Below are 16,499 nucleotides of genomic sequence, written 5' to 3' on the forward strand. Positions count from 1 at the left end.
TCAAAACAAGAATCTAGAGCCCCGTTCCGATGCAATCGGAACGGAAACGGCTCTAATGCGCGCGAGCCAGATGCGTGTTGGCGGATGTATGCGCCATCTGCGGGGTGCCGGACACGCCCCAAATCGCGACCGCGATCAGCGCAGCCGCCCAGACGTAAGGCACAGCATTCGGCTTCTTCATTTCCAGCATCACCCCAAGATGTGGCTGACCGGACGCCCCTCGCGACCGGCATGGTCAGGGTGTCATCAGCCACGTGTCCTTCGCAAGATCGACTAAGGTTAGACCTTGTCGGTTTCAGGACGCCTTCGTGCGAATCCGGAAATGATTTCGTCGGAACCGGCTCTCTTAGCCAAATTGATGAGATCGCGACGCCTGCGAATTTTTTGATCCATTTGAGGCAACACCGGGAGAATTTTCTGCCTAAATCTGAATCAGATGCACATCGATCATTCCCTGGAGCCGTTTCCCGTTCCGATGAAATCGGAGCGGGGCTCTGGATTCCTGGTATGGCGCGTTTCCCGAGCGCGAACCGGTATCCACTTCGCTCGAAAACGTTCCGGCGCGCCCACTGAATTCTTTTTGATTGTCGCCTCGAGTCCGGCCGTGCCAAGACACGGCGTGACAGTTCGATGACAAGGTTTCCCCTGTGACTGCCTCCCCTGCCAAACAGCGCGGCGCCCAGCGCCGCAGTTCCACGGAAGCGCAAGAGGAGGTTGCAAGGTCACTCGAACGGGAATTGAGCCTGTTGGCGGAAGAACGCCGGGAACGCGCGCTCCGGCTTGGCCTTGATCTCGGGACCGAGACGAAGGCGCCCAACTAGCGCCGCGGCCGTGACTCGGCCAGCGAATCAGATACGCGGTTTCTAAGTCTTTGGTCGCAGACCGCGACTTCAACCTCCGTAGTTCTGCTGAATGACGCGACGGTTCGCATTGGCCGCCGCGCCCCTTGGCGTGCACCGATCGCGGCCTCGGGCTATCAGCATTAGGGTGGCTTTTATCAATTGCGGTTAAGCCTTTCGGAATCATCGGCGCCCGCTGCGGCTGCCGTGTTCCGGAAGAAGGCATCCCATGCTCGGCAATCTGCGAATCTCGTCCAAGCTCATGATCATGGTCGGCGTGGCGGTGCTCGGCATCGTCGCGGTCGCTTGCGTCGGTTTGGCCACGCTGCGCAACAGCCTGCTCGAGGACCGCAAGGCCAAGCTGCAGGACGTCGTGCAGCTCGCCAGACAAGCCATCGACCTCAACTCCCAGGCCTCGAAGGCCGCCGGGCTGTCAGACGCGGAAGCCTTCGAGCGAAGCCGGACGCTGCTGCGCACGCTGCGCTTCGGCCAGGGCAACTATTTCTACGCATTCAGTTCGCAGGGCCTCGTGCAGTCGCATCCCAATCCCAAGGTCGAGGGCCAGAACCTCTACAATTCGCCTGACCCGGACGGCGTGTTGTTCACCAAGCGGCAGATCGAGCTCGCCGGCCAGGGCGGCGGCTTCGTGAATTACCGTTTCCAGAAGCCCGGCGGCACCGAGCCGATGCCGAAGATCTCCTACGCGGTCGAGTTCAAGCCCTATGGCTGGACTATCGGCGGCGGCATCTATCTCGACGACATCGACGCGATCTTCTGGACCCAGGCCGAGTGGATCGGCGCGCTGGTCGCCGGCGCCCTGCTGCTGGTGGTCGCGATGTGCCTCTTGCTCGGACGCAGCATCGTCCGACCGATCACCGGCATGACCGCGGCGATGCGCAAGATCGCCGCCGGCGATACCGCGACCGTGATCCCGGCGCAGGACCGCCGCGACGAAGTCGGCGCCATGGCGCAATCGGTCCAGGTGTTCAAGGACAGCATGATCGAGGCGGTGCGGCTGCGCGGCGAGCAGGATGCGATGAAGAAGCGCACCGAAGCCGACAAGCACGGCCTGCTCGGCCGGATGGCCGACGATTTCGAGAACGGCGTGCGTGCCTCGCTCGATGCGCTGGCGGGTGCAGCCGTCGAACTGCGCACGACCTCCAGCAGCATGTCCGATGCGGCCGACACCGCGAGCCGGCAGGCCACCTCGGTGGCCGCGGTGGCGCAGCAAGCCTCCGCCAATGTGCAGACGGTGGCGGCAGCGACCGAGGAGCTGTCGTCGTCGGTCTCCGAGATCGGCCGCCAGGTCGCGCAATCGACCGCGATCGCCCACAAGGCCGTCGAGGAGGCCAACCGCACCAACACCACGGTGCAGGGCCTGTCTGCCGCCGCGCAGAAGATCGGCGATGTGATCAATTTGATCAGCGACATCGCAAGCCAGACCAATTTGCTGGCGCTGAACGCCACGATCGAGGCCGCGCGCGCCGGCGAGGCCGGACGCGGCTTTGCCGTGGTGGCGAGCGAGGTGAAGTCGCTGGCGAGCCAGACCGCCAAGGCGACCGAGGAAATCTCGGCCCAGGTCGCGGCGATGCAGGAAGCCACCACCGAGGCGGTGCAGGCGATCGAGCATATCGGCGGCACGATCGGCGGCATCAACGAGATCACGGTCGCCATCGCATCCGCGGTCGAGGAGCAGGGTTCGGCGACGCGGGAGATCGCGCGTAACGTCCAGGAAGCCGCGCGCGGCACCAGCGAAGTGTCGGGCAATATCGGCATCGTCACCCGCGCCGCCGGCGAGACCGGCACCGCAGCCGGCCAGGTGCGGACCTCGGCGGAAGGGCTCAACGCGCAGGCCGCGATGCTGCGTGACAAGGTCGACAGCTTCCTCGCCAAGATTCGCGCGGCGTGAGGGATTAGCTCGGGGTGTACCCACTGGCGTCGTCCTGGCGCAAGCCAGGACCCATTGCCACCGAGATTTGTTGTGAGAGGGATGACAGCCCCAGCGTCATCAAAACATCAATCTAGCGTGGTGCGCGCGGCGCGGGCCGCCGTCGCCGCGCGACGCAGCAGCAGATCGCGCTCGCGCGTGTTGCCGGCAAGCGCGGCGGCGTCCTCGAATGCGGCGCGCGCTTCGTCGAAACGACTGAGTTTCTGCAGCAGGTCGCCGCGCACGCTTGGCAGCAGATGATAGGATCTCAGCGCCGGCTCATCCGCGAGGCCGTCGACGATCGCGAGCGCGGCGAGTGGGCCTTCCGCCATGCCGATTGCGACCGCGCGGTTGAGCTCGATCACTGGCGAACGCACCAGCGCGGCAAGATCGGCATAGAGCGCGGCGATGCGCGGCCAGTCGGTCGCCTCAGCCGTCTCAGCACCGGCATGGCAGGCGACGATCGCGGCCTGCAACGCGTAGAATCCGCCGGCGCCGCCGAGTTCACAGGCGCGCGCCAGCGCCAGTTGCCCGCGGCGGATCTGCAGGAGGTCCCACAGCGCGCGGTTCTGGTCCATCAGCAGGATCGGCTCGCCATCGGCATCGGTGCGCGCCGCGATCCGCGAGGCGTTGAGCTCCATCAGCGCGAGCAGCCCGTGCGCCTCCGGCTCCTGCGATGCGATCGAGGTCAGCACCCGGCCCATGCGCAGCGCGTCGTTGCAGAGCTGCGGCCGCAGCCATTCGTCGCCGCGCGCCGCGGTATAGCCCTCGTTGAAGATGAGATAGACGACCTCGAGCACCGAGGCGAGCCGCTCCGACAGCTCCTCGCCGCGCGGCGTCTCGTAGGCGAGGCCGGAGTCCGACAGCGTGCGCTTGGCGCGCACGATGCGCTGGGCGATGGTCGCCTCGGCGACCAGGAATGCGCGGGCAATCTCCTCGGTGGTGAGGCCGCAGATCATCCGGAGCGCCAGCGCCGCGCGGGCCTCGCGCGACAGGCGCGGATGGCAGGCGGTGAAGATCAGCCGCAGCAATTCGTCGCCAATGTCGTCGTCGAGCGCGGAATCGAAATCGGGCATGGTCTGCTGCTCCTGCGCCAGATCGTGCGCCAGCATGCCGTGCTTCTGGCTGAGCATGCGGACGCGGCGCAGATGGTCGAGCGCGCGCCGCTTGGCGGTCGCCATCAACCAGGCGCCCGGCTTGTCCGGCACGCCGGCGACCGGCCAGTGCTCCAGCGCCGCGATCAGGGCTTCCTGGGTCAGATCCTCGGCGAGCGGCACGTCGCGCAGCATCCGCGACAGGCTGGTGATCAGCCGCGGCTGCTCGATGCGCCACACACCCAGAATCTGTTTGTGAAGCGCGGTGCGATGGATGTCGGCGTCCGTCACGGCGGCCACCTCAGGATTAGATGAAGGGGCGAACCTCGCATGACAGGTCCCAATCCGGCTGGTGGTCGATATGGAGCTGCATGAACTCGACCGCGCGCGCCACCGCCTCCTCCTTGTCCTTCAGCTCGAAGACGGCGTAGCCGCCGACGACCTCCTTGGTTTCCAGGAAGGGACCGTCGATGACGCTGAGCTTGCCATCCTTGATCCGCACCTCGGCACCGGCGGTGCGCGGCAGCAGCGCACCGGTGTCGAGCATGCGGCCGGCCTGGACCTCGCGCTCGGCCATTTTCTGGATCGCCTCCCGCAATGCAGGATTCGGCATCATCGGTTTCTCGGCCACCAGGACATACATGAAGCGCATTATCTGTCCTCCCTTGCTATTCCGGAAACTGACCGGCGAAGCCGGCGAACGCGCGAACCTCGCAGGTGCCTGCCCAGCCGGGCATGTGGTCCTTGTGGAGCTGCATGAACTCGACCGCGAGCGCCACCGCCTCTTCCTTGCTGCGCAGCTCGAAGATCGCGTAGCCGCCAATCACTTCCTTGGCCTCGACAAAGGGGCCGTCGACGACGCTGAGATTGCCGTCGGCAACGCGCACCTGCGCGCCGGTCGCGAGCGGCATCAGGCCTCCGGTATCAACCATGCGGCCGGCCTTGATCTCGCGCTCGGCGAGCTTGTGCATGGCCTCCAGCAGCGCCGGGGTCGGCTGTGCGGGCGGCTGCGGCGAGGTAACGATCGACATAAAACGCATGAAAAGCTCCTGTTTGGGGCGAGCGTAGTCAAAATCGGCTCGCTATGGGAGACGACGATCCGGAGGCTGGCGGATCGACAGGCGCGAGGGGATTATTTTAGGCGTCCCCTCCCGATCGTCGTCCCTGCCTAGTGCGCAATTGCGCACGGGAGCAGGGACCCAACCACAGGGTCGAATCGTTGAAGCGGGCTGTGGCCACAGCGGTGCAAGACCAATTGGCATTCGTGGTTATGGGTCCCTGCGAAAGCAGGGACGACACCGGTTTTTTGGCGGGGGCTACGGGACCCCCCTACTGATCCCGCAGCATCATCAACGGATCGGCGCTATCCGGCACCCGGCGCCACTGGGCGTTGTCGTCGGCCTCGAACTGCCAGGTCTCGCCCTTGGCTGACATCAGCAGCATCTGGCCGTGCTCGAGCCGCCACAGCGCCGGGTTGAAGGCGGCGATCGCGGGGTCGCATTTCGGCTTCAGGAAGACCTGGAAATTGTCGTTGCCGGCATCGGTGTTGGTCAGCGTCAGGCCGCAGATCACCTGGCCGTTGCCGCGGACCATCGACCAGTCGCCGATCATCTGGTCCATCGACTTGGCAAGCGAGCGGGCGGCGGCGAGGTTTTGCAGGATGTAGACGCCCTCATTGGTACGCAGCCCCTCGAAGATGCCGCTCTCGACCTCGGTGAAGTCGATCACCGCGTCGCCTCCGGCGTTCTGCAGCCGCACGATGTCGCCGAGGCCCTTGATGCTCCAGGCCGCGATGTCCTTGGTATAGGGCAAGGCTGTGGCGCAAGACGGCTCCAGCTCGAGCTTGAAACCCTGCGGCGTCGCATCGCCCTTCAACGTCACGACGCAGGTCTTGCTGCGGTCGGTGGTGGCGAGCTCCCACTGCCCGATCATGTCCTTCTGCAACGTCTTGACGTCCTGCGCCGCCGCCGGCAGACCGCCGGCGAGCAGCAGCGCAAGCGCGACGATGCAGCGGGACAACTGCATCAGCGGGCCTTCACCGGGGTCTCGGCGACCGGCGTCAACGGCGGCTTGCCGGCGAACCAGGTTCTGATGTTGTCGACCACGAGCTGATCCATCGCGTTGCGCGTCACCACGGAGGCCGAACCGATATGCGGCAGCAGCACGACATTCTGCATCGCCTTCAATTCGTCCGGCACGGTCGGCTCGGCCGCGAACACATCCAAGCCGGCAGCGAGGATCGTGCCCGATTTCAGCGCCGCGACCAGCGCCGGCTCATCGACCACGGAGCCGCGCGCGACATTGATCAGCACGCCGCGTGGGCCGAGCGCCTTGAACACCTCGGCATTGATCATCTTCGCCGTCGCGGCGCCGCCCGGCACAATGACGATCAAGGTGTCGACCGCCTTCGCCATCTCGATCAAATCGGGATAATGCTTGTAGGAGACGTCCTTGGATGGATTGCGCGAGTGGTACGACACCGGCACGCGCGAGGCTTCCAGCCGCCGGCCGATTGCCTGGCCGATCCGGCCCATGCCGACGATGCCGACCTTGCGGTCGCGCAGCGAGCCGACGCTGAGCGGATAGTTCTGGGTCTGCCACAGGCCGGAGCGCACATAGCGGTCGGCCTTGACGAATTCGCGCAAGGTCGCGATCAGAAGCCCCATCGCGACGTCGGCGACCTCTTCGGTCAACACGTCGGGCGTGTTGGTCACCACGATATTGTGATCGCGCGCGTAAGCGGAATCGACGTGGTCGTATCCGACGCCGAAGCTTGCGACGATCTCGAGCTTGGGAAATTGCGCCAGCGCGGTCTTGTCGGTCGCCATGGTGTGGTAGGTGACGGCGATGCCGCGGATCTTGCCGAGGATTTCAGGCGTCAGGCGTTCGAGGTCGCCACGGCTTTCCGCCCGGTGCAGCACGTATTGGTCGGGAAAGCCGTTCTCGAGAATTGGCCGGATCGGTCCGTAAACCAGCAGATCGATCTTTTCGGAAGAAATCGGGGCCATCAGCTTTCCTTTCCAAGCGCACTTTCGTGCCAGCGTCGTAACATGAGGTGCGAAATTAGCGCCAGCACCCCATAGATGACAATCCCGGCCAGCGACAGCAGCAGCAGTGCTGCGAACATGCGGGGAATATTCAGCCGATAGCCGGATTCCGCGATCCGGAAGGCAAGGCCCGAGCCGGCGCCGGCGCTGCCGGCCGCGATCTCGGCGACCACGGCGCCGATCAGCGACAGCCCGCCGGCAATGCGCAATCCGCCGAGAATATAGGGCAGCGCCGCGGGCAGCTTCAGGAACAACAACGACTGCAGCCGCGATGCGCCATAGAGCTGGAACAGGCCGGCCAAATTGCGATCGACCGAGTTGAGGCCGAGCGTTGTGTTCGAGAGCACCGGGAAGAACGCGACGATCCAGGCGCAGACGATGACGGCGGTCTGCTGCTGCAGATAAATCAAAAGCAGCGGCGCAATCGCGATCACAGGCGTGACCTGCAGGATGACCGCGTAGGGGAACAGTGAGTATTCCAGCCATTTCGACTGGTTGAACAGCAGCGCCAGCGCGACGCCGCCGATCGCGGCCGCCACAAAGCCTTCGAGCGTGGTCAGGAGCGTGACGCCGAGCGATTGCGCGAGGATCGGCCAATCCGCGACCAGGGTCTTCAGCACCAATAGCGGGCTCGGCAGCACATAGGGCTGGATGCCATAGGCCCGAACGATCAGCTCCCAGACCAGGAGCCCGGCAGCGAACACCACGACAGGGAGCAGGATGCGGATGATGTCTTGCGGAGACTTCATGCGCCCGCCTGCCCTGCATAGGACGGCGCCAGCGCGGTCGAGACCTCGCGGCAGTAGGCTGCATATTGCGCCGAGGTACGGAATTCCTCACCGCGCGGCTCCGCTGCGGTGATGCGAAATTCGGCGCCGATTCGGCCCGGGCGCGCGGTCATCACGATCACGCGCTGTGAGAGATAGACCGACTCGAACACCGAATGGGTCACGAAGATCGCGGTCTTGTTCAGATTGCGCCACAGCGACAACAGATCGTTGTTGAGGCGGAAGCGCGTGATCTCGTCCAGCGCGGCGAACGGTTCGTCCATCAGCAGGATGTCCGGGTCAGTGACCAGCGCGCGCGCCAGCGACACCCGCATCTTCATGCCGCCGGACAATTCGCGCGGATAGGCCTTGGCGAATTCCGTGAGCCCGACCTGATCGAGCGCACCGTCGATGCGCGCGTCCGCGTCGCGCGTCGGCGCATGCGCGAGCTTCAGCGGCAGGCGGACATTGTCGCGCACGCTGGCCCACGGCATCAGCGTCGGCTCCTGGAACACGAAGCCGATTCCGTGACTGCCGCGCTGCCGTGCACCATGGTGGGACACATCGACCGAGCCGGTGCTCGGCGCTGATAGACCCGCGATCAGCCGCAGCGCGGTCGATTTCCCGCAGCCGGACGGTCCGAGCAGCGAGACGAACTCGCCCCTGACAACCTCGAGGTCGAGCGGCCCGAGCGCCGTCACGCCGTTGTCATAGATCTTGGTGACGCCGCGCAGCCGGACGGCGAGGCCGGCGGCATCCGCCTCAGCTCCCGGCAACGCGGGCTCCGCCATCACGCGCGTCCCGACTCAGTTCTTCGGCCTGAGTTCGACGCCGACCGCCTTGTTGACGAAGCGCAGCGTATATCCTTGCCGATAATCGATGGTGCTCTTGACCACGCCGGCGCTCACCATCTTGTCGAAGAAGTTCGCCATCCGTTCATCGGTCATGGCGCCGATGCCGTTCTTGGCGGTGTCGCCGGAATCGACGATGCCGTATTCCTTCATCTTGGTGACCGAATAGGCCAGCAGCTCGTCGGTCATTTCAGGATTGAGCTTCTTGATCATCGCATTGCCGGCCGAGTTGTCGCCGTAGAGATAATGATACCAGCCGACAACGGAGGCATCGACGAAGCGCTGTACGAGGTCCGGCTTCTTGTCGACGAGATCGCGGCGGGTTTCGATCAGGGTCGAATAGGCGTTGAAGCCGTAATCGGCGATCAGGACGACATTCGGCTTGAAGCCGGCCGCCTTCTCCACCGCGTAAGGCTCCGAAGTGACGTAGCCTTCCATCGCGATATCCTTGTTCACGATGAAGGGCTGCGCGTTGAAGGTGTAGGGTTTCACCTTGCTTTCGCTGAAGCCGTATTTGGATTTCATCCATTGGAAATAGGTGACGATGCCCTCTTTCGAGACCAGCAGCGTCAGCGGCTTGAGATCCTCGATCTTGGTGACCTTGACCTCGGGGTGGGTCAGGAAGACCTGCGGGTCCTTCTGGAACATGGCGGCGACCGCGACCAGCGGCACGTTGTTGGTGACGGCGTCGAAGGTCTGCAGCGAGTTCGCGCTCATGAAGAAGTCGAGCTTGCCCGCGATCAGCAGTATGCGGTTGTTCTCGTTGGGGCCGCCGGGCACGATTGACACGTCGAGGCCATATTGCTTGTAGGTGCCGTCGGCGACCGCCTGGAAGAACCCGCCATGCTCGGCTTCGGCGACCCAATTGGTCCCGAACGAGACCTTGTCCAGGGTCTGCGCGTGCGCGGGCGCCAAGGCAGCCAGGGCTGCCAAGGCGGATATCAAGGCGGACATGGCGACGGCCAGCAGGCCTGTGGTTAACGCTCGCGGCAAAAAGGCCCGGTTCATGGTTGGACTCCGTCGATCATTCTGGCCCATGATGGAAGCTGGAGGACGGGAAACGCCCTCGAAATGGACCAACAAACTACCCTGCAAATTCATCCAATGAAACGCCTGTATTGAAACGTCTGGCTTGATGACTTCTCAACTTCCACCCCGTGACTGGACCGCCATCCACTGGCCCGACATCGCCCAAGATGCGGACCTGGGCGCGGCTGCGCGCTGGATCGCGGTGCTGCCGCTGGCCGCGACCGAACAGCACGGGCCGCATCTGCCACTCGGAACCGACGTCATGATCGGTGAGGCGTACCTCACACGGGTGCGCGAGCTGTTGCCGGCGGGCATCCCGGCGACGTTCCTGCCGCTGCAGCCGGTCGGCATCTCCACTGAGCATATCGACTTTCCCGGCACGCTGACCTTGCCGACGGAGATCGCGCTGCGGAGCTGGATGGCGCTCGGCGAGAGTGTCGCGCTCGCCGGCGTGAAGAAGCTCGTGATCGTGACCAGCCATGGCGGCAACTCGGCCGTGATGTCGCTGGTGGCGCAGGATTTGCGCGCACAGCAGGGGATGCTTGTCGTCACCACGAGCTGGTCGCGATTTGGCGTTCCGGACGGATTGTTCGACGCCGAGGAGCTGCGCCACGGCATCCATGGCGGCGCCGTCGAAACCTCGATCATGCTGGCGAAATATCCGCAGCATGTCCGGCGGGATGCGATCGCGGACTTTCGACCGGCGAGCATCGCGATCGAGAAAAAACACCGCTGGCTGTCGACGCAGCGGCCGGCGCCGTTCGCCTGGCAGGCGCAGGACCTGCATCCGAGCGGCGCGATCGGCGATGCGACCAAGGCCTCGGCCGACAAGGGCGAGGCGCTGCTCGAGCACGGCGCGCGCGCCTTCTGCGAGCTGCTCGACGAGCTCGACCGCATCGATCCCGAGACATTTCTGGGCCATCGATAGACCCGGAATTGTTGCATTCCGCGGCCACGACGAAACAATTCACGAAACCGTATTTCCTGGACCCGGTTCGAACCGGAATCGAGAAGCCCCCGTCCAATCGGCATGCGGACCACACCGGTGCCGCGCCCACACAGGATGGAGTTTCTCATGTCGATCAAGTCCAGGATTGCCGCCATCGCCCTCACCGCGCTCGCCGTGACCGGCACCATCGCGTCCACCACCTCGCAGGCTGACGCCAAGCCGTTCGGCCTGGGTTGGGGCGTCGGTGCGGGCATCGTCGGCGCCGCCGTCGTCGGCAGCGCGATCGCCGCCGAGAACAGCTACAATGACGGCTACTACAATGACGGCTATCGCCGCTGCGGCTGGGTTCGCCAGTTCGACGCCTACGGTAACTACATCGGCCGCGTGCGCTCCTGCTATTGATCACGTGACATCTTAAGGCTGCGGATCCTGCGTACGGCGCGGGGCCTCATCCACCCCGTGTCGCACACCGACCCGCCCGGTCGTCCCCCCGGGCGGGTCAACCTTTTCCGAGACTCTTGTTTTGACGCGTTTTCTTCACGCGAACCGGTATCCACTTCGCTCGAAAACGCTCTGCGATCACAGATATTTTGCGACCAGCCTGAAGTCCTTCAGCACCGCTCGGCCCTTCGAGCCCGCGGCCTTCAGCGTATCTTCCAGGCTATGGCCGAGGTGGTCGTGGATCAGCGCCTTCTTGGCGCTCTCGATCGCGCTCTCCACGGCCTGCAATTGCTGGGCGATCTGGGCGCACGGACGCCCCTGCTCGATCATCTCGACGATGGTCTCGAGATGGCCGTTGGCGCGCTTCAGGCGACGGGCGATCGCAGCATGCGAGTGGTCGTCGGACATACGGTTCTCCTATCCTCCCGGGAGGATAATCGCGATCCTCCCGGGAGGATAGCGGAATCAACTTGACAGCATTCTGCACCGGGCGTAGTGCCCGATCGTCGGAACATTCCGTTCCACACCGGGGCTTTCGCCCCGGCCGCGCGCCAGAAGAAGACAAATGGGCAGTAGCAACTCAGGCGACAGTACCCCGACGATGACGGGACTCCTGTCGCCGCAGGATATCAGCACTGATCGCGCAGGCTCTTGCCGCGTGGATGGGTGGCAGCACTTCGGCTGACCGCCTGATCCTCACCGGCCTGCCGCGACCAGCGGACGTGGAGGTGAGCGATGTCACGAAAACTCGCAAAATTCCGGCCGTTCAAGCCGTGGTGTATGACGCCGTCGACTGTCGCGGCCACGCATTGCAATGACAACCTCCCGGGCTTTCGCCGCCCGGAGGGCCGCCGCCGGCGTCTAACCCCGGCCTGTCATTGGGTCCTGATCGACGGCCGCCCGGAATGCCGGTGGGCCGTCGAGCACAACAGCCCGATCAACCGCGACGCGCGGGCCGGCTTGTCGGCCTGCGGTCGATAACGATGCGTCGGGCCGCGATGATCGCGTCGCGCGCTTAGGAGGCCATCATGGACGAAGGACCTAGTTGTCCCGTTGCGGCCGGCCTCGGCGGCCGGTGCTGTTGCACGGTTGTCATAGTTGCGTGCAAATCGAGGAGGTAAGGGGCGGCCTTCAATTGCTATTGCGAACTATTTGCAATACGAAATTGGAAGCGATGATTACTGATCTGACGTTGCGTGGGACGACCCAGATCAGACCGGGGACGGCGGGCGATGACTTCAAATCTCGGGTGGCAAGCGGCCGCCAAATCTGCAGTGATAGCAGCGCGTTTTCGAGCGAAGTGGGTACCGGTTCGCGTAAAGAAAACGCGTCAGACCAGAAGTCTGGAGTTCCGTTCCGATTCCATCGGAACGGAAAAGGCTCCAGGCGGTATCGCCACCTCGCCGGACAACGCCGCGTCATGACCTGCGTCCGCCTTTTCCGGGTCCAGATCGCCGCCGGCGCCGCGCTCGGCGCGGCCGCATTGGGCACGCCGGCAGCAGCGGCCGACATGGCCGTGAAGTCTCCCGCCATTAGCGCGGTCTACAGCTGGACCGGCTTTTACGTCGGCGGACATATCGGCTATGGCGACGGCAGCCTCGGCCCTGGCACCAATCCGCTTCCCGAGCAGAGCGTCTTCCTTCCGTCGACCATCACGGGCGGGGTCGGCGGCTTCCAGGCCGGCTATAACAGGCAGTTCGCCAACCGCTTCGTGCTCGGTGTCGAGGCCGACGCGACATTCACGGCTCCCGTCGACCTGCCGCGGCGTGCGCTGGCGCCGTTCAACTCATCAATCGACTATGTCGGCACGGTACGCGGCCGCATCGGCTATGCCTTTGGCACCTGGATGCCCTATCTCACCGGCGGCTTCGCCTGGGGACACAGCGAGGTCAGGGTGAACGACGCGACCGGCAACGTCCTGTCGGAGCCCGGCCAGTATCAAACCGGGTGGACGGCCGGCGCCGGCGCCGAGTTCGCGGTGGGCGGCCATTGGACCGCCAAGCTCGAATACGACTACATCGACCTGTCGCGCCGGACGATGGGCCTGGCCGACTTCGGCATGCCCAGCGTCACCATCGACCCGCGCATCCATCTGCTGAAATTCGGCTTGAACTATCAGTTGGGCGACGCGCCGTGGTCGGCGACGCCGACGCAGAGCGTCCTGCCCGAGTCCAACGACTGGAATCTGCACGGACAGACCACGTTCATCGGACAAGGCTACCCAGCCTTCCGTTCGCCCTATGCCGGCACCGACAGCCTTCCGGGCGGGGGCCAAGTGCAGCAGACCTGGACCACGACGGCGTTCCTCGGCGTGCGGTTCTGGGAGGGCGGCGAGTTCTACTTCAATGCCGAGACCGCGCAGGGCTTTGGCCTCAACGGCACGCTCGGCATCGCCGGCTTCCCGAACGGCGAAGCCCAGAAGGCCGGCGCGGAGTATCCGAAGATCCGTCCGCAGCGCTACTACTTCAAGCAGACCTTCGGCTTCGGCGGCGAACAGGAGGATGTGGCTGACGGCCCCAACCAGTTGGCGGGCAAGCGCGACATCGATCGCCTCACCGTCATCGTCGGCCGTTTCGCGGTCGGTGATTTCTTCGACGGCAATTCCTACGCCAAGGACCCGCGTGCCGACTTCATGAACTGGGCGATGTGGTCGTCGGCGGCCTACGACTTCCCGGCCGACCTGCCCGGCTATACGCGCGGTGCGGTGGTCGAGTTCAACCGCAAGGACTGGGCGGTGCGTGCCGGCCTGTTCCAGGTGCCGAATGCGCCGAACAGCGACACGCTGGTGTTCAGCACCGGTGGCGCCGTGGTGGAGTTCGAGGGCCGCTACGCGATCTTCGACCAGCCCGGCAAATTGCGCGTCGGCGTATTCGGCAATCGCGGCAACACCGGCAATTACAATCAGGCGCTGGCGATTGAAGGCGCGGATCCGGCTCTCGACATCAACGCCGTGATGGCCGGTATCCGCAAGGACAATCTGAAATACGGCTTCTACATCAATGCCGAGCAGCAGATCGCAACCGACGTCGGATTGTTCGGTCGCCTGAGCTGGAACGACGGACAGACTGAAATCCTGTCATTCACCGACATCGACCGCAGCGTCTCCGGCGGCGTGTCCGTCAAGGGCAGCTACTGGGGACGGCCGAACGACACGATCGGCATCGGCGGCGCGATCAACGGGTTGTCAGCCGCGCATCGCGATTTCCTCGCCGCCGGCGGCCTTGGTCTCTTGATCGGCGACGGCGCGCTCAACTACCGCAACGAAGGCATCTTCGAGACCTATTACGCCTATCAGGTGAACAAGAACCTGACGATGACGGCGGACTATCAGTTCATCGCCAATCCCGCCTACAACGCCGACCGCGGCCCGGCGCACATCTTCTCCGGCCGGGTACACGGGGAGTTCTAAGGCTCGCTCCCTCCGCATCGTCGTCCCGGCGCAGGCCGGGACCCATTACCACTGCCGTGCGTGGTTGAGGCGGGCTGCGGCCACAGCGAGTATAAGCCACAAAACCCTGTGGTTATGGATCCCGGCTTTCGCCGGGACGACAGCGTCTTTGCGGCACGGCTTTTGCCGCGATGCTGATCAATGATGTCTGGAGATGGTTCGGAGCCACAGCCCCTCTCCCCACTCAGATATATGTGGCCACCCCCGGCTTGCCGCAAGCCCCGGGTCATCCCGTAGAACGCGCGCCCAATCGACGCAAACCTATGGGAATGCAGGATGCGTGGACATGCAGTGGTGATCGCTGGCGGAGGTCCCACGGGACTGATGCTGGCAGGCGAGTTGGCATTGGCGGGCGTCGACGTTGCGATTGTCGAGCAGCGCACCAGCCAGGACGTCATCGGCTCGCGCGCGCTCGGCCTGCATGCGCGCAGCCTCGAGGTGCTCGATCAGCGCGGGATCGCCGATCGATTCATCTCGCAGGGACAGCGACATCCCGCCGTACACTTCCAAATCCCGCTGGATATCAGCGACTTTCCGACCCGGCACAACTACACGCTCGGGCTTAGGCAGAACCATATCGAACGCATTCTGGCCGAGCGGGTCGGCGAATTCGGAGTGACGATCTATCGTGGGCGTGAGGTGACCGGCTTCGCGCAGGACGAGCGCGGCGTCGACGTCGCGCTCTCCGACGGCGAGTGGATCCACGCGGAGTATCTCGTCGGGTGCGATGGCGGCCGCAGCCTGGTTCGCAAATTGGCCGGCATCGCATTCCCCGGCTGGGATCCGACGACGAGCTGGTTGATCGCGGAAGTCGAGATGGCGGAAGAGCCGAAATGGGGGTTTCACGAGAATAAACTCGGCACCTACGCGATCGGTAAAGCTGAGGACGGCAAGTCGGCCCGGGTCGTGCTGGTCGAGCCGCAGCTGCGGGTCGACGACGAACCCACACTGCGCGATGTCAGCGAGGTGCTCGTCGCCGCTTACGGCACCGACTACGGAATCCACAACTCCCACTGGGTCTCGCGGTTCACCGATATGGCGCGTCAGGCCGCCGCCTATCGCGACCGACGGGTGCTGCTGGCCGGCGACGCCGCCCATGTGCATCCGCCGATGGGTGGACAGGGCCTCAACATCGGCGTGCAGGATGCGGTGAACCTGGGATGGAAGCTCGCCCAAGTGGTCAAGCGGACATCACCCGAAAGCCTGCTCGATACCTATCACGCCGAGCGCCACCCGATCGGGGCCCGCGTCTTGCGCAATACGATCGCACAGACAGCGCTTCGTCGCAGGGATGACCGCAGCAAGGCCTTGGCTGACATCTTGTCCGAGCTCCTCGCCATCGACGAGCCGCGCAGGCGAATAGCCGCGGAGCTGTCCGGCCTCGGCGTTCATTACGACCTCGGCGATGGGCACGATCTGCTCGGGCGCCGCATGCCCGATCTCGACCTGGTCACTGCCGACGGGCCGTTGCGGGTCTTCAGCCTGCTGCACGGTGCCCGGCCGGTGCTGATCAACCTCGGAGAGCCCGGTGGCTTCGACATCACGCCATGGGCAGATCGGGTTCAGCTTGTCGACGCCACATACGCTGGTCGGTGGGAACTTCCGGCACTCGGAGTGATCACTGCACCCTCAGCCGTGTTGATCCGGCCCGATGGATATGTCGCCTGGGTGGGAGAGCAGAGTCAGTCGGGACTCGCTGAGGCGCTGACCACTTGGTTCGGCGCGCCGGCTGCGGGGTAGAGCATGATGTTAGGTCTCCCATCGTCGTCCCGGCGAAACAGGCTGTGCGAGAAGTCGCGCTGCTTGCGACGGGATGGCTGCATCGGCCAGCAAAAATGCTCAGTCAGGCGGGCGTGAGTGCCAGCGCTTCCAGTAGGGCGGGCACTCCAAGGATGTTGGTCACCCGCTTGAGGTTGTAGCAGAGGACGCCCAAGGCGAGTTCGGTCTTCGCCTTTTTCAGCCCCTTCACCAGGAAGCGGGGACCAGCCATCAGCCACTTCATGGTTCCAAACGGGTGCTCTATCGTCTCCCGCCGGCGCCTCATCCAGATCGGGTCGGCGACCGCCCGCCGGTGCATCGCTTGGCGTCCATCCTCGTAAAAATGACG

The 16,499-nt window shown here is 64.5% G+C and carries 16 protein-coding genes; 5 read left to right on the forward strand and 11 right to left on the reverse strand.

Translation table 11 applies throughout. The features are described 5' to 3' along the window. Positions 1 to 52 precede the first annotated feature (52 nt). Positions 53 to 181 (reverse strand): hypothetical protein, encoded by a 129-nt coding sequence (locus tag UP10_RS46390; RefSeq protein ID WP_283806000.1) that lies wholly within the window; start codon positions 179 to 181, stop codon positions 53 to 55. Between the two features lie 887 nt (positions 182 to 1,068). Here UP10_RS46390 and UP10_RS27990 point away from each other — a divergent pair. Then, entirely contained in the window at positions 1,069 to 2,748 is a 1,680-nt protein-coding gene (locus UP10_RS27990) for a methyl-accepting chemotaxis protein (RefSeq protein ID WP_044590442.1), read from the forward strand. Positions 2,749 to 2,855: 107 nt separating this feature from the next. Here UP10_RS27990 and UP10_RS27995 read toward each other — a convergent pair whose 3' ends face one another. From UP10_RS27995 to UP10_RS28030, 8 genes are all read right to left on the reverse strand, one after another. Next, positions 2,856 to 4,151: an RNA polymerase sigma factor gene (locus tag UP10_RS27995; protein ID WP_044590473.1), complete on the reverse strand. Its 1,296-nt coding sequence runs from the start codon at positions 4,149 to 4,151 to the stop codon at positions 2,856 to 2,858. Between the two features lie 16 nt (positions 4,152 to 4,167). Continuing rightward, positions 4,168 to 4,512, reverse strand: a complete 345-nt coding sequence (locus UP10_RS28000) for a YciI family protein (protein WP_044590443.1) — start codon at positions 4,510 to 4,512, stop codon at positions 4,168 to 4,170. Positions 4,513 to 4,528: 16 nt separating this feature from the next. After that, positions 4,529 to 4,900 carry a YciI family protein gene (locus UP10_RS28005; RefSeq protein ID WP_044590444.1) on the reverse strand — a complete coding sequence of 124 codons (372 nt, stop codon included), beginning with the start codon at positions 4,898 to 4,900 and terminating at the stop codon, positions 4,529 to 4,531. Between the two features lie 289 nt (positions 4,901 to 5,189). Further along, a complete protein-coding gene (locus tag UP10_RS28010; RefSeq protein ID WP_044590445.1) occupies positions 5,190 to 5,885 on the reverse strand; it encodes an AprI/Inh family metalloprotease inhibitor in 696 nt (231 codons plus the stop codon). Beyond that, positions 5,885 to 6,868, reverse strand: coding sequence for a 2-hydroxyacid dehydrogenase (locus tag UP10_RS28015; protein ID WP_044590446.1), 984 nt, complete (start codon positions 6,866 to 6,868; stop codon positions 5,885 to 5,887). Before UP10_RS28015 ends, UP10_RS28010 begins: the two co-directional genes overlap by 1 nt. Next, positions 6,868 to 7,656, reverse strand: a complete 789-nt coding sequence (locus UP10_RS28020) for an ABC transporter permease (protein ID WP_044590447.1) — start codon at positions 7,654 to 7,656, stop codon at positions 6,868 to 6,870. The genes UP10_RS28015 and UP10_RS28020 overlap by 1 nt, the downstream gene beginning before the upstream one ends. Then, the gene (locus UP10_RS28025) at positions 7,653 to 8,465 is read right to left on the reverse strand and encodes an ABC transporter ATP-binding protein (RefSeq protein WP_044590448.1); all 813 of its coding nucleotides are present in this window, start codon (positions 8,463 to 8,465) and stop codon (positions 7,653 to 7,655) included. The genes UP10_RS28020 and UP10_RS28025 overlap by 4 nt, the downstream gene beginning before the upstream one ends. Positions 8,466 to 8,480: 15 nt before the next feature. Continuing rightward, a complete protein-coding gene (locus UP10_RS28030; protein ID WP_044590449.1) occupies positions 8,481 to 9,533 on the reverse strand; it encodes an ABC transporter substrate-binding protein in 1,053 nt (350 codons plus the stop codon). A gap of 127 nt (positions 9,534 to 9,660) precedes the next feature. Here UP10_RS28030 and UP10_RS28035 point away from each other — a divergent pair, with 127 nt between their 5' ends. Beyond that, positions 9,661 to 10,482: a creatininase family protein gene (locus UP10_RS28035; RefSeq protein WP_044590450.1), complete on the forward strand. Its 822-nt coding sequence runs from the start codon at positions 9,661 to 9,663 to the stop codon at positions 10,480 to 10,482. A gap of 147 nt (positions 10,483 to 10,629) precedes the next feature. Continuing rightward, positions 10,630 to 10,905 (forward strand): hypothetical protein, encoded by a 276-nt coding sequence (locus UP10_RS28040; RefSeq protein WP_044590474.1) that lies wholly within the window; start codon positions 10,630 to 10,632, stop codon positions 10,903 to 10,905. A gap of 177 nt (positions 10,906 to 11,082) precedes the next feature. Here UP10_RS28040 and UP10_RS28045 read toward each other — a convergent pair whose 3' ends face one another. Continuing rightward, on the reverse strand, positions 11,083 to 11,352 hold the full coding sequence (locus UP10_RS28045) for a metal-sensing transcriptional repressor (RefSeq protein WP_044590451.1): 270 nt from the start codon (positions 11,350 to 11,352) through the stop codon (positions 11,083 to 11,085). Positions 11,353 to 12,364: 1,012 nt separating this feature from the next. On the opposite strand from UP10_RS28045, the gene UP10_RS28050 reads away from it, so the two are divergent. Further along, the gene (locus UP10_RS28050) at positions 12,365 to 14,353 is read left to right on the forward strand and encodes a carbohydrate porin (RefSeq protein WP_044590452.1); all 1,989 of its coding nucleotides are present in this window, start codon (positions 12,365 to 12,367) and stop codon (positions 14,351 to 14,353) included. A gap of 315 nt (positions 14,354 to 14,668) precedes the next feature. Next, positions 14,669 to 16,132: an FAD-dependent monooxygenase gene (locus UP10_RS28055; protein ID WP_044590453.1), complete on the forward strand. Its 1,464-nt coding sequence runs from the start codon at positions 14,669 to 14,671 to the stop codon at positions 16,130 to 16,132. Between the two features lie 103 nt (positions 16,133 to 16,235). On the opposite strand, the gene UP10_RS28060 is transcribed toward UP10_RS28055, so the two are convergent. Next, the coding region (locus tag UP10_RS28060) for a transposase (RefSeq protein ID WP_197086908.1) at positions 16,236 to 16,499 on the reverse strand (264 nt) is incomplete at its 5' end.

Origin of the sequence: Bradyrhizobium sp. LTSPM299, from assembly GCF_000938235.1 — a bacterium.
Lineage (GTDB): Bacteria > Pseudomonadota > Alphaproteobacteria > Rhizobiales > Xanthobacteraceae > Bradyrhizobium.